The organism is Motilimonas pumila (assembly GCF_003596335.1).
Taxonomy (GTDB): domain Bacteria; phylum Pseudomonadota; class Gammaproteobacteria; order Enterobacterales; family CBDFNC01; genus Motilimonas; species Motilimonas pumila.
This window is the reverse complement of sequence record NZ_QZCH01000016.1, coordinates 86,725-104,688: the sequence shown is the minus strand read 5'-3', so window position 1 is coordinate 104,688 and position 17,964 is coordinate 86,725. Positions and strand designations below refer to the sequence as shown.

The 17,964-nt window shown below is 44.2% G+C and carries 15 protein-coding genes; 10 read left to right on the top strand and 5 right to left on the bottom strand.

The features are described 5' to 3' along the window. The first annotated feature begins 82 nt into the window (after nt 1–82). The gene (locus D1Z90_RS12965; RefSeq protein WP_119911209.1) at nt 83–1,003 is read left to right on the top strand and encodes a LysR family transcriptional regulator; all 921 of its coding nucleotides are present in this window, start codon (nt 83–85) and stop codon (nt 1,001–1,003) included. Between the two features lie 84 nt (nt 1,004–1,087). On the opposite strand, the gene D1Z90_RS12960 is transcribed toward D1Z90_RS12965, so the two are convergent. The 4 genes from D1Z90_RS12960 to D1Z90_RS12945 form a co-directional block, all read right to left on the bottom strand. Further along, nucleotides 1,088–1,405 carry a hypothetical protein gene (locus D1Z90_RS12960; RefSeq protein ID WP_119911192.1) on the bottom strand — a complete coding sequence of 106 codons (318 nt, stop codon included), beginning with the start codon at nt 1,403–1,405 and terminating at the stop codon, nt 1,088–1,090. A gap of 132 nt (nt 1,406–1,537) precedes the next feature. Then, nucleotides 1,538–3,244, bottom strand: coding sequence for a sodium:solute symporter family protein (locus D1Z90_RS12955; RefSeq protein ID WP_119911191.1), 1,707 nt, complete (start codon nt 3,242–3,244; stop codon nt 1,538–1,540). Nucleotides 3,245–3,252: 8 nt separating this feature from the next. Further along, nucleotides 3,253–3,516 carry a DUF4212 domain-containing protein gene (locus D1Z90_RS12950; protein ID WP_119911190.1) on the bottom strand — a complete coding sequence of 88 codons (264 nt, stop codon included), beginning with the start codon at nt 3,514–3,516 and terminating at the stop codon, nt 3,253–3,255. A gap of 287 nt (nt 3,517–3,803) precedes the next feature. Further along, a complete protein-coding gene (locus tag D1Z90_RS12945; RefSeq protein ID WP_119911189.1) occupies nt 3,804–4,667 on the bottom strand; it encodes a hypothetical protein in 864 nt (287 codons plus the stop codon). A 489-nt stretch (nt 4,668–5,156) separates the two neighbouring features. Between D1Z90_RS12945 and D1Z90_RS12940 the strand changes: the two genes are divergently transcribed. The 6 genes from D1Z90_RS12940 (at nt 5,157) to dsbB (ending at nt 13,651) form a co-directional block, all read left to right on the top strand. Next, nucleotides 5,157–5,978: an ion transporter gene (locus D1Z90_RS12940; RefSeq protein ID WP_119911188.1), complete on the top strand. Its 822-nt coding sequence runs from the start codon at nt 5,157–5,159 to the stop codon at nt 5,976–5,978. A gap of 286 nt (nt 5,979–6,264) precedes the next feature. Beyond that, nucleotides 6,265–8,187, top strand: a complete 1,923-nt coding sequence (locus tag D1Z90_RS12935; RefSeq protein WP_119911208.1) for a PrkA family serine protein kinase — start codon at nt 6,265–6,267, stop codon at nt 8,185–8,187. 22 nt (nt 8,188–8,209) lie between these two features. After that, a complete protein-coding gene (locus tag D1Z90_RS12930; protein ID WP_119911187.1) occupies nt 8,210–9,466 on the top strand; it encodes a YeaH/YhbH family protein in 1,257 nt (418 codons plus the stop codon). 9 nt (nt 9,467–9,475) lie between these two features. Beyond that, nucleotides 9,476–10,990, top strand: a complete 1,515-nt coding sequence (locus tag D1Z90_RS12925; protein ID WP_119911186.1) for a SpoVR family protein — start codon at nt 9,476–9,478, stop codon at nt 10,988–10,990. A 484-nt stretch (nt 10,991–11,474) separates the two neighbouring features. Further along, nucleotides 11,475–13,055 carry a Na(+)/H(+) antiporter NhaB gene (gene nhaB / locus D1Z90_RS12920; protein ID WP_232525257.1) on the top strand — a complete coding sequence of 527 codons (1,581 nt, stop codon included), beginning with the start codon at nt 11,475–11,477 and terminating at the stop codon, nt 13,053–13,055. A gap of 77 nt (nt 13,056–13,132) precedes the next feature. Beyond that, complete coding sequence (dsbB, locus tag D1Z90_RS12915; protein ID WP_119911184.1) at nt 13,133–13,651, top strand: disulfide bond formation protein DsbB; 519 nt, start codon at nt 13,133–13,135, stop codon at nt 13,649–13,651. Between the two features lie 92 nt (nt 13,652–13,743). Here dsbB and D1Z90_RS12910 read toward each other — a convergent pair whose 3' ends face one another. Beyond that, nucleotides 13,744–14,190, bottom strand: a complete 447-nt coding sequence (locus D1Z90_RS12910; RefSeq protein ID WP_119911183.1) for a YcgN family cysteine cluster protein — start codon at nt 14,188–14,190, stop codon at nt 13,744–13,746. A gap of 455 nt (nt 14,191–14,645) precedes the next feature. Between D1Z90_RS12910 and D1Z90_RS12905 the strand changes: the two genes are divergently transcribed. The 3 genes from D1Z90_RS12905 to D1Z90_RS12895 are packed head-to-tail and all read left to right on the top strand — an operon-like array spanning nt 14,646 to nt 17,964. Next, entirely contained in the window at nt 14,646–15,662 is a 1,017-nt protein-coding gene (locus tag D1Z90_RS12905; RefSeq protein WP_119911182.1) for an amino acid ABC transporter substrate-binding protein, read from the top strand. Between the two features lie 44 nt (nt 15,663–15,706). Further along, nucleotides 15,707–16,879: an amino acid ABC transporter permease gene (locus D1Z90_RS12900; protein WP_119911181.1), complete on the top strand. Its 1,173-nt coding sequence runs from the start codon at nt 15,707–15,709 to the stop codon at nt 16,877–16,879. A 2-nt stretch (nt 16,880–16,881) separates the two neighbouring features. After that, nucleotides 16,882–17,964 carry an amino acid ABC transporter permease gene (locus D1Z90_RS12895; RefSeq protein ID WP_119911180.1) on the top strand — a complete coding sequence of 361 codons (1,083 nt, stop codon included), beginning with the start codon at nt 16,882–16,884 and terminating at the stop codon, nt 17,962–17,964.

Here is a 17,964-nt window from a genome sequence, read left to right as displayed (position 1 = left end):
AACTTAACAATGTAGGTTATGTCGACAACTTTGTATTAATTATTGATACAATAATGGGAATTTATACAGAGGTGTGCCAATGTTGGATGTTTCGTTTGAACAATTAAAAAGCATGGTGGTATTTGCCCACGTTATCGAGCAAGGTAGCTTAAGCGGCGCTGCAAAACGACTGGGCTTGTCACGCGCGGTAGTGAGCTATCACATTAAAAAATTAGAAAAACAACTGAACATTAAACTGATCAACCGCTCTACCCGCACCTTGTCATTAACCGAAGCGGGCAAAGATTATTACCAACATTGTAAAATCATTGCCGAGCAAGCCAGCGCGGCGAATCAACACATTGAGAACTTAAAACAAGATCCTGTTGGCTTATTAAAAATTACTTGCTCCGTCAATGTAGGCATGCACACAATAGTGCCTGCACTGAATGAATTTCGTCGTTTATACCCTAAGATTGAACTGGACGTGACCTTGACCGATGATGTTGTGAACATAATTAAACAAGGAATCGATCTTGCTATTCGCGGTGCGCCACTTTCTGATTCTGGCCTACAAGCGGCGAAATTATCTACCTTGCACAATTGTTTATGCGCCTCGCCTGCTTATCTCAAACAACACGGCATTCCTTTGCACCCGACGGAGCTAGCCGGGCACCAATGGGTCAATTACAAACTGACGTCTTCAACCCTAGAACTAAGCAAAGGCGAACGTTCATACAGCGTGGCAATGAAAGCCAGTATTCACACCAATAATGCCGCAGCAAGAACCGCATTCGTAGAAGGAGGCCATGGCCTCGCTAGGATCCCGCTTTATGATGCAGAGCCGAAAATTCAACAAGGCAGTTTAATGCGTATTCTAGAAGATTATCAGCTTAAGCCGATTCAGGTTTACGCCGTCTTTCCAGCCGGTGGTGCCAATGCAAGGAAATTACGATTATTGGTGGATTTTTTGAAAGTTTTTTTTATTCAGCAAGGGCTCGCTGAGCATACGAACATACAATAGCGATGCCACCTTGTGAGTTGAGTCGCGATTAGATAGGTTTGTCAGAGGCAGTTGTTGGCGCTGGCTAAAAAAACGAAAATGTACCTAGATGTAAATAGCGTAAGCAATTAACCCTAGCGAGCTCACCACGAATGGCAGGCCCATTTTAACTGCACCAAAACCGCTTGGGTTTGTATTGGCTCTGCTTGGTTTAAGCCACTCTTGGATTAATTTGTCTTCATCTTCACCTGCAAAGTATGATTGAATCAATAACATGCCTACCACAAAACCTACTAAGCCGTACCAAAATATTAAATCACTAAGGCTCCTTGCTTCTAACCAGTGAGCATGGGTAAAACACACACTCAGTAAAACGCAACAGGTAATCAGGCTACGAATGAAATAACTCAACACCAGCTTCATTTAACATCTCCGGAATATTAGGACTTATTATGTCAACCCAGCACAGGTCAAATAAAAGTCAAACCCCTATTTAGCGTTGCAGAATACAAAAAAGCCCGGCAATTGCCGGGCAAACATCAATACAAGGAGAGATTAATGATGTGTCGCTTCACCTGCACCTTTTGGATAGCGAATGCTTTCAACCATGTCTTGTACTTCTTGTGGCGTTTCTGCGGTGACTTTATTCACTGCAATGGCTACCACGAAGTTTAAGATCATGCCTAAAGTACCAATACCTTCAGGTGAGATGCCAAACCACCAGTTTTCTGGCGTGTTGAGTTCAGGGTTAATGAACTTAAAGAACACGATGTAAGCCGTAGTGAATGCAATACCTGCAATCATGCCGGCAATGGCACCCTCTTTGTTCATTTTCTTGTAGAAAATACCTAAAATAATCGCTGGGAAGAACGAGGACGCTGCTAAGCCAAAGGCAAACGCTACCACCTGCGCCACAAAGCCGGGTGGATTAATGCCCATGTAACCTGCTGCAATCACCGCACCTACCGCACTTAAACGCGCCGCGAGCAGCTCTTGCTTGTCTGTCATGTTGGGCTTAAAGCCTTTTTTCAGTAAGTCATGTGCTACCGAGGTTGAAATAACCAGTAGTAGACCTGCTGCTGTCGACAGTGCCGCCGCGAGTCCACCAGCTGCGAGCAATGCCACAACCCAGTTAGGCAAGTTTGCCAGCTCAGGAGATGCCAGTACGATAATGTCACGGTTAATGTCCATTTCGTTACGCTCATCACCCGAGTAGAACATACGGCCGTCACCGTTTTTATCTTCCCACTTAACTAGACCTGTTTTCTCCCAGTTAGTCACCCAACCTGGTGCTTGCTCTGCCGCCACACCTTTCATGTCTGGGCCATTAATAGAATCAATCATATTAACACGGGCAAAAGCGGCTACGGCTGGCGCAGTTGTGTATAGAATGGCGATAAAAATTAACGCCCAACCAGCAGAGATACGTGCATCACGCACTTTTGGTACAGTAAAGAAGCGAATAATAACGTGTGGTAGACCAGCGGTACCTACCATTAATGCTGCAGTAATAAAGAATACGTCAACCATCGACTTGGAGCCGTCGGTATATTGATTAAATCCGAGCTCGGCAGATAAGCCGTCCACCTTATCCAGTAAATAGGTGCCAGAGCCATCGGCTAACGTGCCACCAAAACCCAGCTGAGGTACAGGGTTACCTGTCATCATGATAGACGTGAAAATCGCCGGAACCATAAAGGCAAAAATCAATACACAGTACTGCGCAACTTGGGTATAAGTAATGCCCTTCATGCCGCCCATTACAGCGTAGAAGAACACGATACACATACCTATGATGATGCCCATGTTGATGTCCACTTCTAAAAAGCGAGAGAACACCACGCCTACACCACGCATTTGACCTGCAACGTAAGTGAAAGAAACAAAAATGGCACAAAATACCGCTACCATGCGAGCCGTTTGTGAGTAGTAACGGTCACCAATAAAATCTGGCACAGTAAACTTACCAAACTTACGTAAGTAAGGCGCTAAACATAAAGCCAAAAGCACGTAGCCACCGGTCCAACCCATCAGGTAAACACCGCCGTCATAACCAATAAAAGAAATAATACCGGCCATAGAAATAAAAGAGGCCGCTGACATCCAGTCAGCTGCCGTTGCCATACCATTAGCAACTGGGTGTACACCGCCGCCTGCGACGTAAAACTCGCCGGTAGATGCTGCACGTGCCCAGATGGCGATACCAATGTAGAGGGCAAAGGTTATGCCGACTAAAATAAAGGTCCAGGTTTGAATATCCATATCAGTTCCTACTCTTCTACGTTATATTTTTTGTCGATTTGGTTCATTTTTGCCACGTAGACAAAAATCAGTACCACGAAGGTGTATATCGAACCTTGCTGAGCAAACCAGAAACCTAATTTAAAACCGCCTAGGGTGATTTGATTTAACGGCTCTACCAGTAAGATGCCGCAGCCATAAGAAACTGCGAACCATATGGCGAGAAGGATTGTCATTACTTTGAGGTTCTCTCCCCAATAGCGTTTTGCCATTTCTTTATTTTCGAAGGCCATTATGCGCTCCTATCAATGTTAATAAGTTGTTGCATCATTAACATTAATGGCACATGCGAATTCTGACACTTAGACTTTAGTTTAAATGTTGGTATATCAGTCTGTTACAGATCACAAGTCATCAATATGTTGTAAATAGCAGAAGAATATAGAGCAAATTAATGTGATCAAGCACAAAGATCCCTTGGAGGCTGAGCGGATTGGCGGACACTCAACACGCTTATTAAGCGCGAAAACAAAAACAGCCAGCAAATTGCTGGCTGTTTTTCACTGATGCATGGTGGTGGCTAAGGTAATCGGGTCCAGTCTTTGACTTTAGTATTAAAGAAACCAGAGTCTTCGTAACCTTTTTGAATAATGCCTTGCTCTTTCATGATTAACAAACCTTTATCAAGTGCTTTCGCAACAGCGTGACCTTGCGGGTGACGCTTGGAAATAGCGAAGTGACGAGAGCCTTGTAAACCGATTTTGACATTAGGAATAGGAATCAACTTAACGCCTTCAGGCTCAAACGACATGTCATCAGTGGGCTGAAACGGTGCCAGTAGAAAGTCAGCGCGACCAATGTTTACCATTTTTACCATCGACGACCACTTAACCGTGTTAATGAGTTTTTTCATCTTCATCGCGTTCAGGGTTTGCCAATCTTTTATCCACGCTTTACTTGATACGGCGGTTAAACTTCTTACTTCATCAAGCTGCCTTGCTTGCAGTGCCGTTTTGTTACTTTCAATGGTATACAAACCTGCTTCAAACTGTCCGGTTTCTATAATGGGCTCAGAAACATACAGTAACCCATCGTGGCTCGTAAGTAAGTCAAGCCAAATGGAATTGCCACTCATCACCGCACGGCCGCCTAAAATTTGTTTAACAATACGCGCATGAGAGTCGGCTGTAATAAACCGTAGTGGCCCATCATAACCTCCCAAACGCAACGCTTGTTGCACTAGCACCACTTCAACCACGTCGCGCCGTGCACCATCGCCGTGGTACTCCGTCATTTTGAGCGGGTCGCGGCCATCGATGTAGACTTCGTAGTCTTCTTTCACATCTGCGGGAATAACAAGAATCAATGGCTCATCTTTGGCAGCCATAGCTTGGAATGATAAAACACTGAAACATAAGACTAGAAATTGAATGAAACGTTGCACTGAGCTTACTCCTCATGCGTTCCTTAAAGGATGAGTGGTATATTTCAACCTAAGTTTAGTCTGTAAACAAGGTAACAGGCCGTCCTTTTTGAGGAATCTCATACTATTAACAAAATTCACATAAACTTTATGATGATTTTCTGATTAAAAATAACACAAAAAAAAAGGCTCTATAAATAGAGCCTTAAGGAAACGTGCCTTGATTGTAAACTTCCCGACCTTGTTGCATACAACTCGTTGCAACCGTTTACATGACTTAGATTAGCGAATCGTGGTTTTTTTACAAACATTTATGTTACATCCTGTTAACATTTGTGTGTATTGTCACTTTTCGACGTCGCTTTGCCAACCAGATCACATCGCTGTCTGGCGTGAAACTCACTCCGACACCATTTATCAACCAATATTTACGCGTTCAAAAGACTTAAAGTTGAGGCCGTCACGGCAAATCATTATGCTGTGGTTTTTATGTGACCGAATTTTGTAATTATGAAACAGCAGATCCACGACACCATCTTTGGCACGCACACAAGAGCGGGCAAAGTATTCGACGTTGCCTTGATTATTACCATTATTGCCAGCGTGACCATAGTGTTACTGGATTCGGTTTCCGCCATGCAGCAAGACTACCATGGCGTATTCTTTAAGCTTGAGTTTGCCTTTACCTTATTATTCACCGCGGAATACTTGGTGCGCTTGTGGGTAAGTCCAAAGCCAAAAGCTTATGCCACCAGCTTTTACGGCGTGATTGACTTGGTCGCTTTGATACCCGGTTATGTGGCAATCTTCTTCCCCGGCGCCACGTACTTGATGATAGTGCGGTTGCTGCGAGTGCTGCGTATTTTTCGGATCTTTAAATTATTTCGCTACCTAAGAGAAGCCAACGTACTGATTCGATCTTTAGCAGCCTCGAAACGTAAAGTGACCGTGTTCTTTTTTTGTATCACCGTGATTATCGTCATTTTTGGCAGCTTAATGTATTTGATAGAAGGTGCCGAAAATGGCTTTACCAGTATTCCGAAAAGCATTTACTGGGCTATCGTCACCGTAACAACCGTTGGCTACGGTGATATCAGCCCACAAACTCCGTTAGGCCAAGCCGTTGCTTCGTTAACCATGTTGGTGGGTTACGCCATATTGGCGGTGCCTACCGGCATTATTACCGCCGAACTTGCGATTGAAATCAACAAAGAGCGATTGCACCATCATTGCTTAAGTTGTGACAAAACGGGCCACGAGCCGGATGCTAAATTTTGTAAATTTTGCGGCAGTGAACTGCCTGAGCTCCAAGAAGACGGCCCAGCGCATTAAAATGGTAACCTAGTTACCACTCTCCCATTGTGCTTCTTCCGGTTGACGTGCTTTGAATGGTGTCACCGGCCCCTCAGATAACGCTCACCTTGCCTTGCAGCGCCTTCAACGAGCGATGAACAAGCGTATTTAATCTGCTTTATGAACTCGTCCATCACACATAATTGCGCTAAAACGATCTGTTTTTAAAGCAAATATTTAACATAGGTCTAACATTAATATTATGCAGTTAACCGCTGCATCACCTTTTCCAGCTGTATGCATAACTTTATGGGGATTAAAGCTTATGAGTATTTTTCAGCATTACCAAAGCCGGTACGAAGAAGCGAAGGAAGAAGAATATAGCCTGTCTGAGTATCTTGAGCTTTGCCGCGAAGACCGCAGCGTTTACGCGTCTGCTGCAGAACGTTTACTGATGGCCATCGGTGAGCCAGAACAAATAGACACCGCAACAGACCCAATTTTGAGTCGCATTTTTTCCAATCGCTTAATCAACTGTTACCCTGCTTTTAAAGATTTTTATGGCATGGAAGAAGCCATAGAGCAAATTGTGTCTTACCTCAAACATGCTTCACAAGGGTTAGAAGAGCGCAAACAAATTTTATATTTATTGGGACCGGTTGGCGGTGGTAAATCCTCATTAGCTGAAAAGCTCAAGTCTTTGATGCAACAAGTGCCCATTTATATTATCAAGGGGTCGCCCGTCAACGATAGCCCCTTGTGCTTATTTGACGCAGAAGAAGACGGCCAAATCCTGCAACAGGAATACGGTATTCCTCAGCGCTACCTTAATAATATTATGTCTCCTTGGGCTGCTAAGCGCTTGCATGAGTATGGAGGTGACATTACCCAGTTCAAGGTGGTTAAACTGCGTCCATCTATTTTGAACCAAGTTGCCATTGCCAAAACTGAACCGGGTGATGAAAATAACCAAGACATTTCAGCCCTAGTGGGCAAAGTTGATATTCGTCAGTTAGAGCATTTTGCCCAAGACGATCCTGACGCTTACGCCTACTCCGGCGCCTTATGCCGGGCTAACCAAGGGTTAATGGAGTTTGTTGAAATGTTCAAAGCGCCAATTAAGGTGCTACATCCCTTGTTAACCGCGACCCAAGAAGGTAACTACAACGGTACTGAAGGCCTCTCAGCGCTGCCATTTGAAGGCATTATTTTAGCCCATTCAAATGAGTCGGAATGGACCAGCTTTCGCAACAATAAAAACAACGAGGCTTTTCTCGATCGCGTTAATATCGTTAAAGTACCGTATTGTTTGCGTGTCACCGAAGAAATTAAAATCTATCAAAAACTGTTACACCACAGCGAATTGCTTGGCGCAAAATGCGCACCTGGCACGTTGGAAACGCTGGCGCAATTTTCCATCTTGTCGCGCTTGGTAGACCCTGAAAATTCCAGCATTTACTCAAAAATGCGGGTTTATGATGGTGAAAGCCTCAAAGATACTGACCCTAAAGCCAAGTCGTACCAAGAATATCGTGACTTTGCCGGTGTTGATGAGGGCATGAACGGATTATCTACACGATTTGCGTTTAAAATTTTGTCACGAGTATTCAATTTCGACACCACAGAGATTGCAGCCAACCCGGTGCATTTATTCTACATTTTAGAGCAGCAAATTGAGCGCGAGCAGTTCCCCGCCGAGCAATCAGAGCGCTACCTTGAGTTCTTAAAAGGCTATTTGACCCCGAAATACGTTGAGTTTATTGGCAAAGAAATTCAAACCGCGTATCTCGAGTCTTACTCTGAATACGGTCAGAATATTTTTGACCGTTACGTGACCTATGCCGACTTTTGGATCCAAGACCAAGATTTTCGCGACCCTGAGACCGGTCAATTATTTGACCGCGCCGCCCTGAATAACGAACTGGAAAAAATAGAAAAACCAGCAGGTATCAGTAATCCTAAAGATTTTCGCAATGAAATTGTCAACTTTGTATTACGGGCAAGAGCCGGTAACCAAGGCAAAAACCCAACGTGGACCAGTTACGAAAAACTGCGCACCGTGATCGAGAAAAAAATGTTCTCTAACACGGAAGACTTGCTGCCGGTTATTTCCTTTAACGGTAAAACGTCAGCGGAAGACAAAAAGAAACACGATGACTTTGTTGCCCGTATGATGGAAAAAGGCTACACCCGTAAACAAGTCAGGCTTCTTGCAGAATGGTACTTGAGGGTTCGTAAAGCGTCATAAATGCTGATTTAAGGGGAAGTGTATGTCGCATTTTATTGATCGGCGCTTAAATGGCAAAAATAAAAGCGCGGTGAATCGCCAGCGCTTTATGCGCCGGCACACTAAACAAATCAAACAAGCGGTCTCGGGTGCGGTGAGTAACCGCAGTATTCAAGACTTACAGTCAAGTGAGAGTATCAGTATTCCAACCAAAGACCTGACTGAACCGGTATTTCAACAGGGCCAAGGAGGGGTGCACGATAGGGTGCACCCGGGTAATGATAACTTTATTGCTGGTGACAAAATCTCGCGGCCACAACAAGGAGAAGGTCAAGGTAGCGGTGATGGCCAAGCCAGTGACAGCGGTGAAGGCGAAGATAACTTTATCTTTCAAATTTCCAACGATGAATATTTGGACCTCATTTTTGAAGATTTAGCGCTGCCCAATTTGGAACAAAAGCAACAAGCTAAACTGACTCAAACTAAGACTTATCGTGCCGGCTACACTTCAGACGGTGTGGCCAGTAATATCAATCTGGTGCGTTCGTTACAAAACTCTTTGCTCAGGCGCACTGCCCTTGCAGCCTCAAAAAAGCGGCGTTTGAAAGAAGTCGAGCAGGCGTTGGCAGATGAAAACTTAGCGCAAGATCGCCGCCAAGCGTTACAACTCGAGCTTGAAAACCTTAAAAGCCGGATCAAAAAGGTGCCTTTTATTGACACTTTTGACCTTAAGTTTAACAATTTTGTGCAAAAACCTGTGCCCAACAGTCAAGCCGTAATGTTTTGCATCATGGACGTATCTGGCTCTATGGATCAAGCCACCAAAGAAATTGCTAAACGGTTTTTTCTGTTGCTGTATTTATTTCTTACCCGCAGTTATAAAGAAATTGACGTGGTATTTATCCGCCACCACACCCAGGCCACGGAAGTCGACGAACAAACATTCTTTTATTCTCAAGAAACCGGAGGAACCATCGTATCCAGCGCGATCAAGTTAATGGATCAGATCATTCAAGACAGATACCCCTCTAACCAGTGGAATATATACGCCGCGCAAGCTTCTGACGGCGATAATTGGGCCGAAGACTCGCCCATTTGCAGTAAAATATTAGACGAAAACGTATTATCTTTAATTCGCTATTTTACCTACATTGAAATTACCCATCGCCCTCATCAAACCTTGTGGCGTGAATACGAACAACTGGCGCAAAAACACGAACACTTTGCGCTGCAAAATATCCGCAACGTGGCTGACATTTACCCCGTATTTCGAGAGTTATTTAAAAAAGAGGTCGCTTAGGAGGGAACCATGACGGCAGCAAAGGGCAAACAGTTACTTCCACAAGGGCCAGATTGGACCTTTGAGCATTTACAAGCATACGATGATGAAATAAAACGCATCGCTAAACATTACCGCTTGGACACTTATACTAATCAAATTGAGGTGATCACCGCTGAACAAATGATGGACGCTTACTCCAGCGTCGGCATGCCAATTGGCTATAACCATTGGTCGTTTGGTAAGAAGTTTATTCAAACAGAGCAAACTTATAAACGTGGACAAATGGGGTTAGCTTATGAAATCGTAATCAATTCAGATCCTTGCATTGCTTATTTAATGGAAGAAAATACCTTGCCAATGCAAGCTCTTGTGATTGCCCACGCATGTTATGGTCATAATTCATTTTTCAAAAATAACTACTTGTTTAAAGCTTGGACCGATGCCAGCTCCATTATTGACTATTTTCTCTTTGCCAAAAACTATATTGCCAAATGTGAAGAAACCTATGGCATCAGCGAAGTGGAAGACCTGTTAGATTCTTGTCATGCCTTAATGAATTACGGTGTGGACCGTTACCAAAGACCACAGGCGATTTCCTTGAGTGAAGAAATTCAGCGTCAAAAGGAGCGCAAGGAATACTTACAAAGCCAAGTGAATGAGCTTTGGCGTACGATTCCGAACCACCACCCTACCCCGCAAAATGACAGCGAACGGTTTCCCAGTGAGCCACAAGAAAATTTGCTCTATTTTATTGAGAAAAATGCGCCTTTGTTAGAGCCCTGGCAACGAGAAATTGTGCGCATTGTGCGTAAGATAAGCCAATACTTTTACCCTCAAAAGCAAACCCAAGTAATGAATGAAGGCTGGGCAACATTTTGGCATTACACCATTATGCAGCACCTGTTTGATGATGGAAAAGTCAGTGACAGCTTTATGTTAGAAATATTGCATAACCACACCAACGTGGTGGCACAGCCTGCGTATAACTCGCCTTATTATTCAGGCATTAACCCCTACGCACTTGGTTTTGCCATGTTTACCGACATTCGCCGGATTTGTGAACAACCGACTGAAGAAGATAAATATTGGTTTCCTGACATTGCAGGGTCAAACTGGCTAGATACCTTGCATTTTGCGATGGAGAATTTTAAAGACGAAAGTTTCATTGGCCAGTTTTTATCCCCTAAACTAATGCGAGATTTTAAGTTTTTTTCCGTGCTTGACGATGACAGCCAAAAGCATCTCACAATCTCTGCCATTCATAATGAAACCGGTTATCGTCATATCCGAGAGCGCCTTTCGCAGCAGTATAATCTGAGCAACATTGAACCTAACATTCAAGTGTACAGCGTTGACTTAAAAGGTGACCGGTCATTGGTATTGCAGTACGTGCCACATCAGCATACTCCTTTGCATAAAAACAAATCGGAAGTGCTTAAACACTTACATCGATTGTGGGGTTTTAACGTCAGGCTCGACGAGTTGAACAGTGCGGGGAAAGTCGCTTCGAGTACCTGCGTGCCAATTGCTTCCGCGAGCTAATGGCAAACGGTGCGCCATTTCACGGCGTGCCGTTCGTAACTGTCCTTCAGCGTTGCTGCAATTTAGCTATCTATGCCGAGCCAAGCCCTTTTCTGCCCCACTGTTGGTGATGACATTCTCTATATTACACCGACATCGCCAGTAGTGGCTTTTTGGTGCAAACAAAGTCAGCTTGCGAGGGCGCATTCACTAACGAGGTTTTCGTTAATAAGCTAATTCAGCTATGCAAATTTTATGCATCTGGACTTATAATGTCGTTGAATATTACCTTTCCCCAGCAAACGTGATTTGCATCACACTTCCAATTGATATTTTTGCATCAATCACGAAATAAACTAGCTAGAATACGCGCGAACTTTTTAAGGCAATTGCCCATTCAAGGCTGATAACAACAAAATAACAATAGTTATCTTGAATGTTGGCGCTTATTGTCGGTTCTTTTCATGCTCAACTTTTTTTATTTCACAAGGGAAGTGCTAGACCGATGTCAGAATTACTCAAAGCAGGTGGCCGAAATTTTCTCGGTAACTCTCCAAAATGGTATAAGTGGTTAATTGTAATATTTTTATTGATTAACCCGGTTGTTTTTGCCATTGACCCATTTGTTGCGGGTTGGTTACTGGTTATTGAATTTATCTTCACCCTTGCCATGGCATTAAAATGTTACCCACTGCAGCCCGGTGGTCTCTTGGCTATAGAGGCAGTGGCGATAGGCATGACGTCTCCCAAAGTGGTTGAGCATGAACTACAAGCTAACTTTGAAGTGATCTTGCTGCTTATCTTTATGGTGGCAGGTATCTACTTTATGAAGAACCTGTTGTTGTACATCTTCACCAAGTTATTAATAAAAGTAGAATCTAAATCCTTACTCTCGTTGTCTTTCTGTTTTGCAGCTGCGTTTTTGTCAGCCTTTTTAGACGCCTTAACAGTGATTGCCGTGGTAATCAGTGTCGCGGTTGGCTTTTACAGCATCTACCACAAGGTAGCCTCTGGTAAAGACTTTCATCATGACCACGACCATACCTGTGACCAGAACTTGCAAGAAAAACGCCGTGAAGACCTTGAAAACTTCCGCGCTTTCTTACAAACCTTACTGATGCACGCCGGTGTCGGTTCGGCATTGGGCGGTGTATGTACCCAGGTGGGTGAACCGCAAAACTTGATCATTGCTGACCAAGCGTCTTGGGATTTCATCGAGTTTGTCATCCGCATGGCCCCTGTCACTATCCCAGTATTCTTTTGTGGCCTAATCACTTGCTTCTTGGTTGAGAAGCTAGGTTGGTTTGGTTACGGCGCAAAACTGCCAAGTTCAGTTCGCCAAATCATGGTAGATTTTGACAAGCAGTCAGACGCTAAAATGACCAAGCGTGACGTGGCTAAGTTATTAGTGCAAGGCGCGATTGGTATCTGGCTTATTGTTGCGCTGGCACTTCATTTGGCCGCTGTTGGCTTGATTGGCTTGTCGGTTATTGTTCTCGCTACCGCGTTCTGTGGCGTAATTGAAGAGCATGCACTGGGTAAAGCATTTGAAGAAGCGCTGCCATTCACGGCTTTACTGGCGGTATTTTTCACCATAGTAGCCGTAATCATTGAACAAAACCTGTTTAAGCCCGTGATTCATTTCGTGTTGGCACAAGATGGTCAAGCTCAGCTCGCCCTCTTTTATGTCGCTAACGGGCTACTCTCGATGGTGAGTGATAACGTATTTGTGGGCACGGTGTACATTCAAGAAGTGAAAGCCGCACTTGACGCAGGACAAATTACCCGTGATCAATTTGATTTGTTAGCGGTAGCCATTAATACAGGTACCAACTTGCCATCAGTGGCAACACCGAACGGCCAAGCCGCATTCTTATTCTTGCTAACCTCTGCCATTGCACCTTTGGTGCGTTTATCATACGGTCGCATGGTCTGGATGGCGCTGCCATACACCATCGTTCTTGCGATTGTGGGTATGATTGGCATTGTGTTTTTCTTGGAGCCAATGACGGCCTACTTCTACGAGATGCATTGGATTAATCACCATGTGCCAGGTGAAGGCGCTGGAGTTGCTTCAGGTCATTAAATATCTGTAAAGAATGCAGTATATTAAAAAGAACCCGGTATAATTACCGGGTTTTTTATTTAGGAGAGAAGACAGGGATGCAGTACCTACATCAACTCGCCCAACAGCGTTGGCCATGGCTACTGTTGGCATTTTCTGCGTTATGCTTAGAATTGTCTGCGTTATTTTTCCAACATGTGATGATGCTTGAGCCTTGTGTAATGTGTATTTACGAGCGCATTGCCATGCTAGGAGTCATTGCTGCAGGTTTAATCGGCGCCATCAATCCACAGTTTTGGCTGACCCGTTGGTTAGGCTTTGCCAGTTGGATCACCGCCGGTATCTGGGGCTTATTGCTGGCGATCGAGCACGTTGATTATCAACTAAACCCTTCACCGTTTTACACCTGTGATTTTGTACCCAATTTTCCGCAGTGGCTTCCCTTGCACCAATGGGTACCTTGGCTGTTTAACCCCAATGGCGATTGTGGCGAGATAGTTTGGCAATTTTTAGGCTATAGCATGCCGCAATGGTTAATAGTGTGTTTCGCTATTTATATTGTCATATTTGCCGTGGTCATCGTTGGCCAACTTGCGCCTCTGTTTAAGCGTCGCTAATGTGATACTTTAACGGCGAATAGCAGACAATAAAAAAGCAGCCCCAAGGCTGCTTTTTTATTGTCTGCTAAAGGCTTACGCTATGAATTCGATTATTGCGCCGGCCAGCTGGCAATATAATCTTCCAATTCAATGCCTGCTTGCTCAACAATTACCTTGCCTCGTACCGAGTGTCCACCGGCGTGCATAGCACTGGCACTGCCGGTCAATAATGGATGCCATGCGGGTAAATCTTTGCCTTCTGCTAAGCGGCGATATGCGCAGCTGGCCGGTAACCACTGAAATTGATCTATCTGATCCAGTGAGACTTTGACGCAATCGGGTACCCATTTAAAACGTTTTTCGTATTTTTTACACTGACACGTTTTAGTATTGAGCAACTTGCACGCCACATTCGTGTAATGCAGTTCATCGGTGTCATCGTCAATGAGCTTACTCAAACAGCATTTACCACAGCCGTCGCATAATGACTCCCACTCTTGCTCACTCAGTTGGGCCAAGGTTTTTTGTTGCCAAAATGGCGTGACGACATTTTTCATATGTTCTCGTTGTTTGCAGCTCATAAATGATCTGGGCGCTGTTATAACGCTTAGCGGGGTAAACTGCAAGACGAAATCCTAATGCTAGAGCGTTCAATCTGCAGCAGCGTCTTTGATCAGGATCGCAAAGATCTACTCTCATTAAAAATTAACATCTATGCAACACTTTATACTATTCAAACAATACCCGCTGCGATAAACGGCGATGTTTCTCACCGTTTATTCAAAATAAACATCTACTTATTACTTTGTTTACGCTCACTGCCATAAACATCAAATTAAAATAAGCATGCGTCGTCAACGCTTATTTGTCGCATAAATATGCACAACAGCCACAGAAGTGATTGTTTTTTAACCACTCCTTTCTTGTCATATCACCTTATTTGCATCAATACTCAAGATGTAACATGTTTGTTAACGCTTAGCTATTGTGAATGACTTTCAAGGATTAAATAATGAAATTGACCAAAATTGCCCTGCCCGTGATCGCCAGTTTGACTTTATTACCCGCCCTAGCACAAGCCGACACCTTAGACAGCGTAAAAAAGAAAGGCGCGCTTAATTGTGGCGTATCCACTGGTATTCCGGGGTTTTCTGCCACCGATTCAAAAGGCGTATGGAAAGGGTTAGATGTTGATTTTTGTCATGCCGTTGCCACTGCCGTGTTTGGCGACCCAAGCAAGGTCAAATTTGTGCCCTTGACTGCCAAAGAGCGTTTTACTGCATTGCAAAGTGGCGAAATTGATTTACTTGCAAGAACCTCCACTTGGACAGCCACACGCGATAACTCACTCGGTCTTAACTTCACTGGAGTGAATTACTATGACGGACAAGGGTTTCTAGTCAATAAAAGCCTAGGCATCAAGTCAGCCAAAGAGCTCGATGGAGCCACCTTTTGTATTCAAGCAGGGACGACGACAGAGCTTAACCTGACCGATTATTTTAAATCGCAAAAAATGGAATATAAAGCCGTCACTTACGATACCTCTGGGCAAACTATCGACGGCTTCAAAAAAGGCCGTTGTGATGCGGTTACCTCTGACGCTTCGCAGCTGTATGGCTTACGCTTAAAAATGGAAGATCCAAGCGCGGTGGTGGTATTGCCTGAAATAATCTCCAAAGAACCCCTTGGACCAGTCGTGCGCCAAGGCGACGATAAGTGGTTCAACATAGTGCGCTGGAGCTTGTTTGCGTTACTAGAAGCCGAAGAACTTGGCGTAACTCAAGCCAATGTCGATAAACAGCTCAAATCTGAAAACCCAAACATAAAACGCTTACTTGGCACTTCAGGAAAAGCCGGTGAGCAGCTGGGTTTAGATGGAAAATGGGCCTATAACATGGTGAAAAACTTGGGTAATTACGGCGAAATGTTTGACCGCAACGTAGGCACGGGGTCACCTCTGAAAATAGATAGAGGCCTGAATGAGCTTTGGCTTAAAGGTGGCTTGATGTATTCAATGCCAATCAGATAAGGACCATGGGTCACAGGGAGCTTTCCCTGTGACCGGCTATCACTATGAAACCAAACACCTCTGTTAGCGTCTTAAATAACCCCAACCACCGTGCGATTCTATATCAAATCATCGCCCTACTCGCGGTTGTGTGCTTGGCGTTTTATTTTACCAACAACATGTTCGACAATATCGAGAAGCGTGGTATTGCGACCGGTTTTGACTTTCTGGATAACACCGCAGGATTTGGCATTAGCCAAACATTAATTGCCTACGACGACGGCAGCTCGACTTATGGAGACGTATTTTACGTTGGAATATTAAACACACTACTGGTCTCTGTGATTGGCATTGTGTTTACCAGTTTATTGGGCCTGATTGTTGGCGTAGCCAGGTTGTCACCTAACTTTTTGATTGCCAAACTGGCGCAAGTCTATATTGAAACATTTCGAAATATTCCTGTGTTGTTACAAATTCTATTTTGGTACAACGTGGTACTCGCAGCGCTGCCCTCTCCGAGGCAAAGTTTAAGTTACTTTGACAGTTTCTTTCTTAACAACCGCGGTTTTTTAATGCCTGAGCCGGTATTTGAGGCCGGGGCTAGCGCCATCTTTATTGCGTTTATACTGGCGGTTTTTGGCGTGTTTTTTCTTGCCCGATGGGCAGTTGCACGCCATGACAATACGGGTGAAGAGTTTCCCATATTTTGGGTATCAGCAGGGTTAATCATCGGCGCGCCTGTGCTGGTTTACTTCTTAGTTGGCCAGCCCATCAGTGCGCAATACCCGGTACTGAAAGGTTTTAACTTTAAAGGTGGCATCACCGTCATTCCTGAATTACTTGCCCTTGCGTTTGCTTTAATTATTTACACCGCGACTTACATCGCTGAAGCCGTCAGAGCAGGGATTGAGGCGGTACCCAAAGGGCAAAAAGAAGCCGCTAAAGCCCTCGGCCTAAAAGAACACGTAATTTTACGCAAAGTGGTATTGCCCCAAGCCATGCGTGTCATTATTCCTCCTGTCATCAATCAATATTTAAACTTGGTCAAAAACTCTTCTTTGGCGACCGCCATTGGTTACCCCGAAATTGTCACCCTCTTTTCTGGAACCACCCTTAATCAAGTTGGCCAAGCCATTGAAATTATATTGATGACCATGATGGTCTACCTCGCGTTCAGTATTATTATTTCATTATTACTGAACTGGTTTAACGCTAAAACAGCCATCAAAGGACGTTAACCATGGCAGTGTATGAGGTAAAACAAGCTAAACCCGCTCCCTCAAATAACCGAGGCCTCATTTATTGGTGTCGCCAAAACCTATTTTCGAGCATAGGTAACAGCATACTGACGTTATTGTGTCTGTATTTTTTGTACAGCGTGCTTCCTCCGTTAGTCAACTGGCTACTCATAGATGCTACTTGGAGTGGCTCCCAGCAAGACATCGTTAAGGAGGGCGCGCGCTGGATATTTATCATCGAAAAGTTTGATCAGTTTATTTACGGTTTTTACCCGCAAGCGCTGCATTGGCGGCCAAATTTAGTGATCATCATTACAGCATTATTTATTGCGGCAATGATGAATTTTAAGCACGTGCCTCTCAAACTTGCGCTGATGGTGCTCTACCCAATTATTTCAATCATTTTCATCTACGGCGGTGTCTTTGGTTTGGAAGTGGTTGATACTCCTAAGTGGGGCGGCTTGATGCTCACGGTTATCGTTGCAGCTGTTGGCATTATTGCGTCCTTCCCCATTGGTATTGTGCTCGCTTTAGGCCGGCAATCGCATATGCCTATTGTCAAAACGTTATGCGTTGGCTTTATCGAGTTTGTTCGCGGAGTACCATTGATCACCATTTTATTCATGGCTTCTGTAGTGTTACCGCTGTTTTTCCATGATGGTATTGAATTTGATAAATTGCTTAGAGCACTGATTGGTATAACCTTGTTCCAAGCCGCGTATATTGCCGAGGTGGTTCGCGGAGGTTTGCAAGCTATCCCGAAAGGCCAATATGAAGCCGCCAAGTCGATGGGCTTAAGTTATTGGCAAAGTATGTTGCTGATCATCTTGCCCCAAGCATTAAAAATATCCATTCCCAACTTAGTGGGCTCTTTTATATCACTGTTCAAAGACACTACCCTTGTCCTGATTATCGGCTTATTTGATATTTTGGCCATGGTCACGTTAACCAACAGTGACCCAGAATGGCTTGGCTATGAGGTAGAGGGTTACGTCTTTGTGACTTTTATCTATTGGGTATTCTGTTTTTCAATGTCGCAATACTCTAAATCCGTAGAGCGCCGATTTAATACCGAACTTAAATAA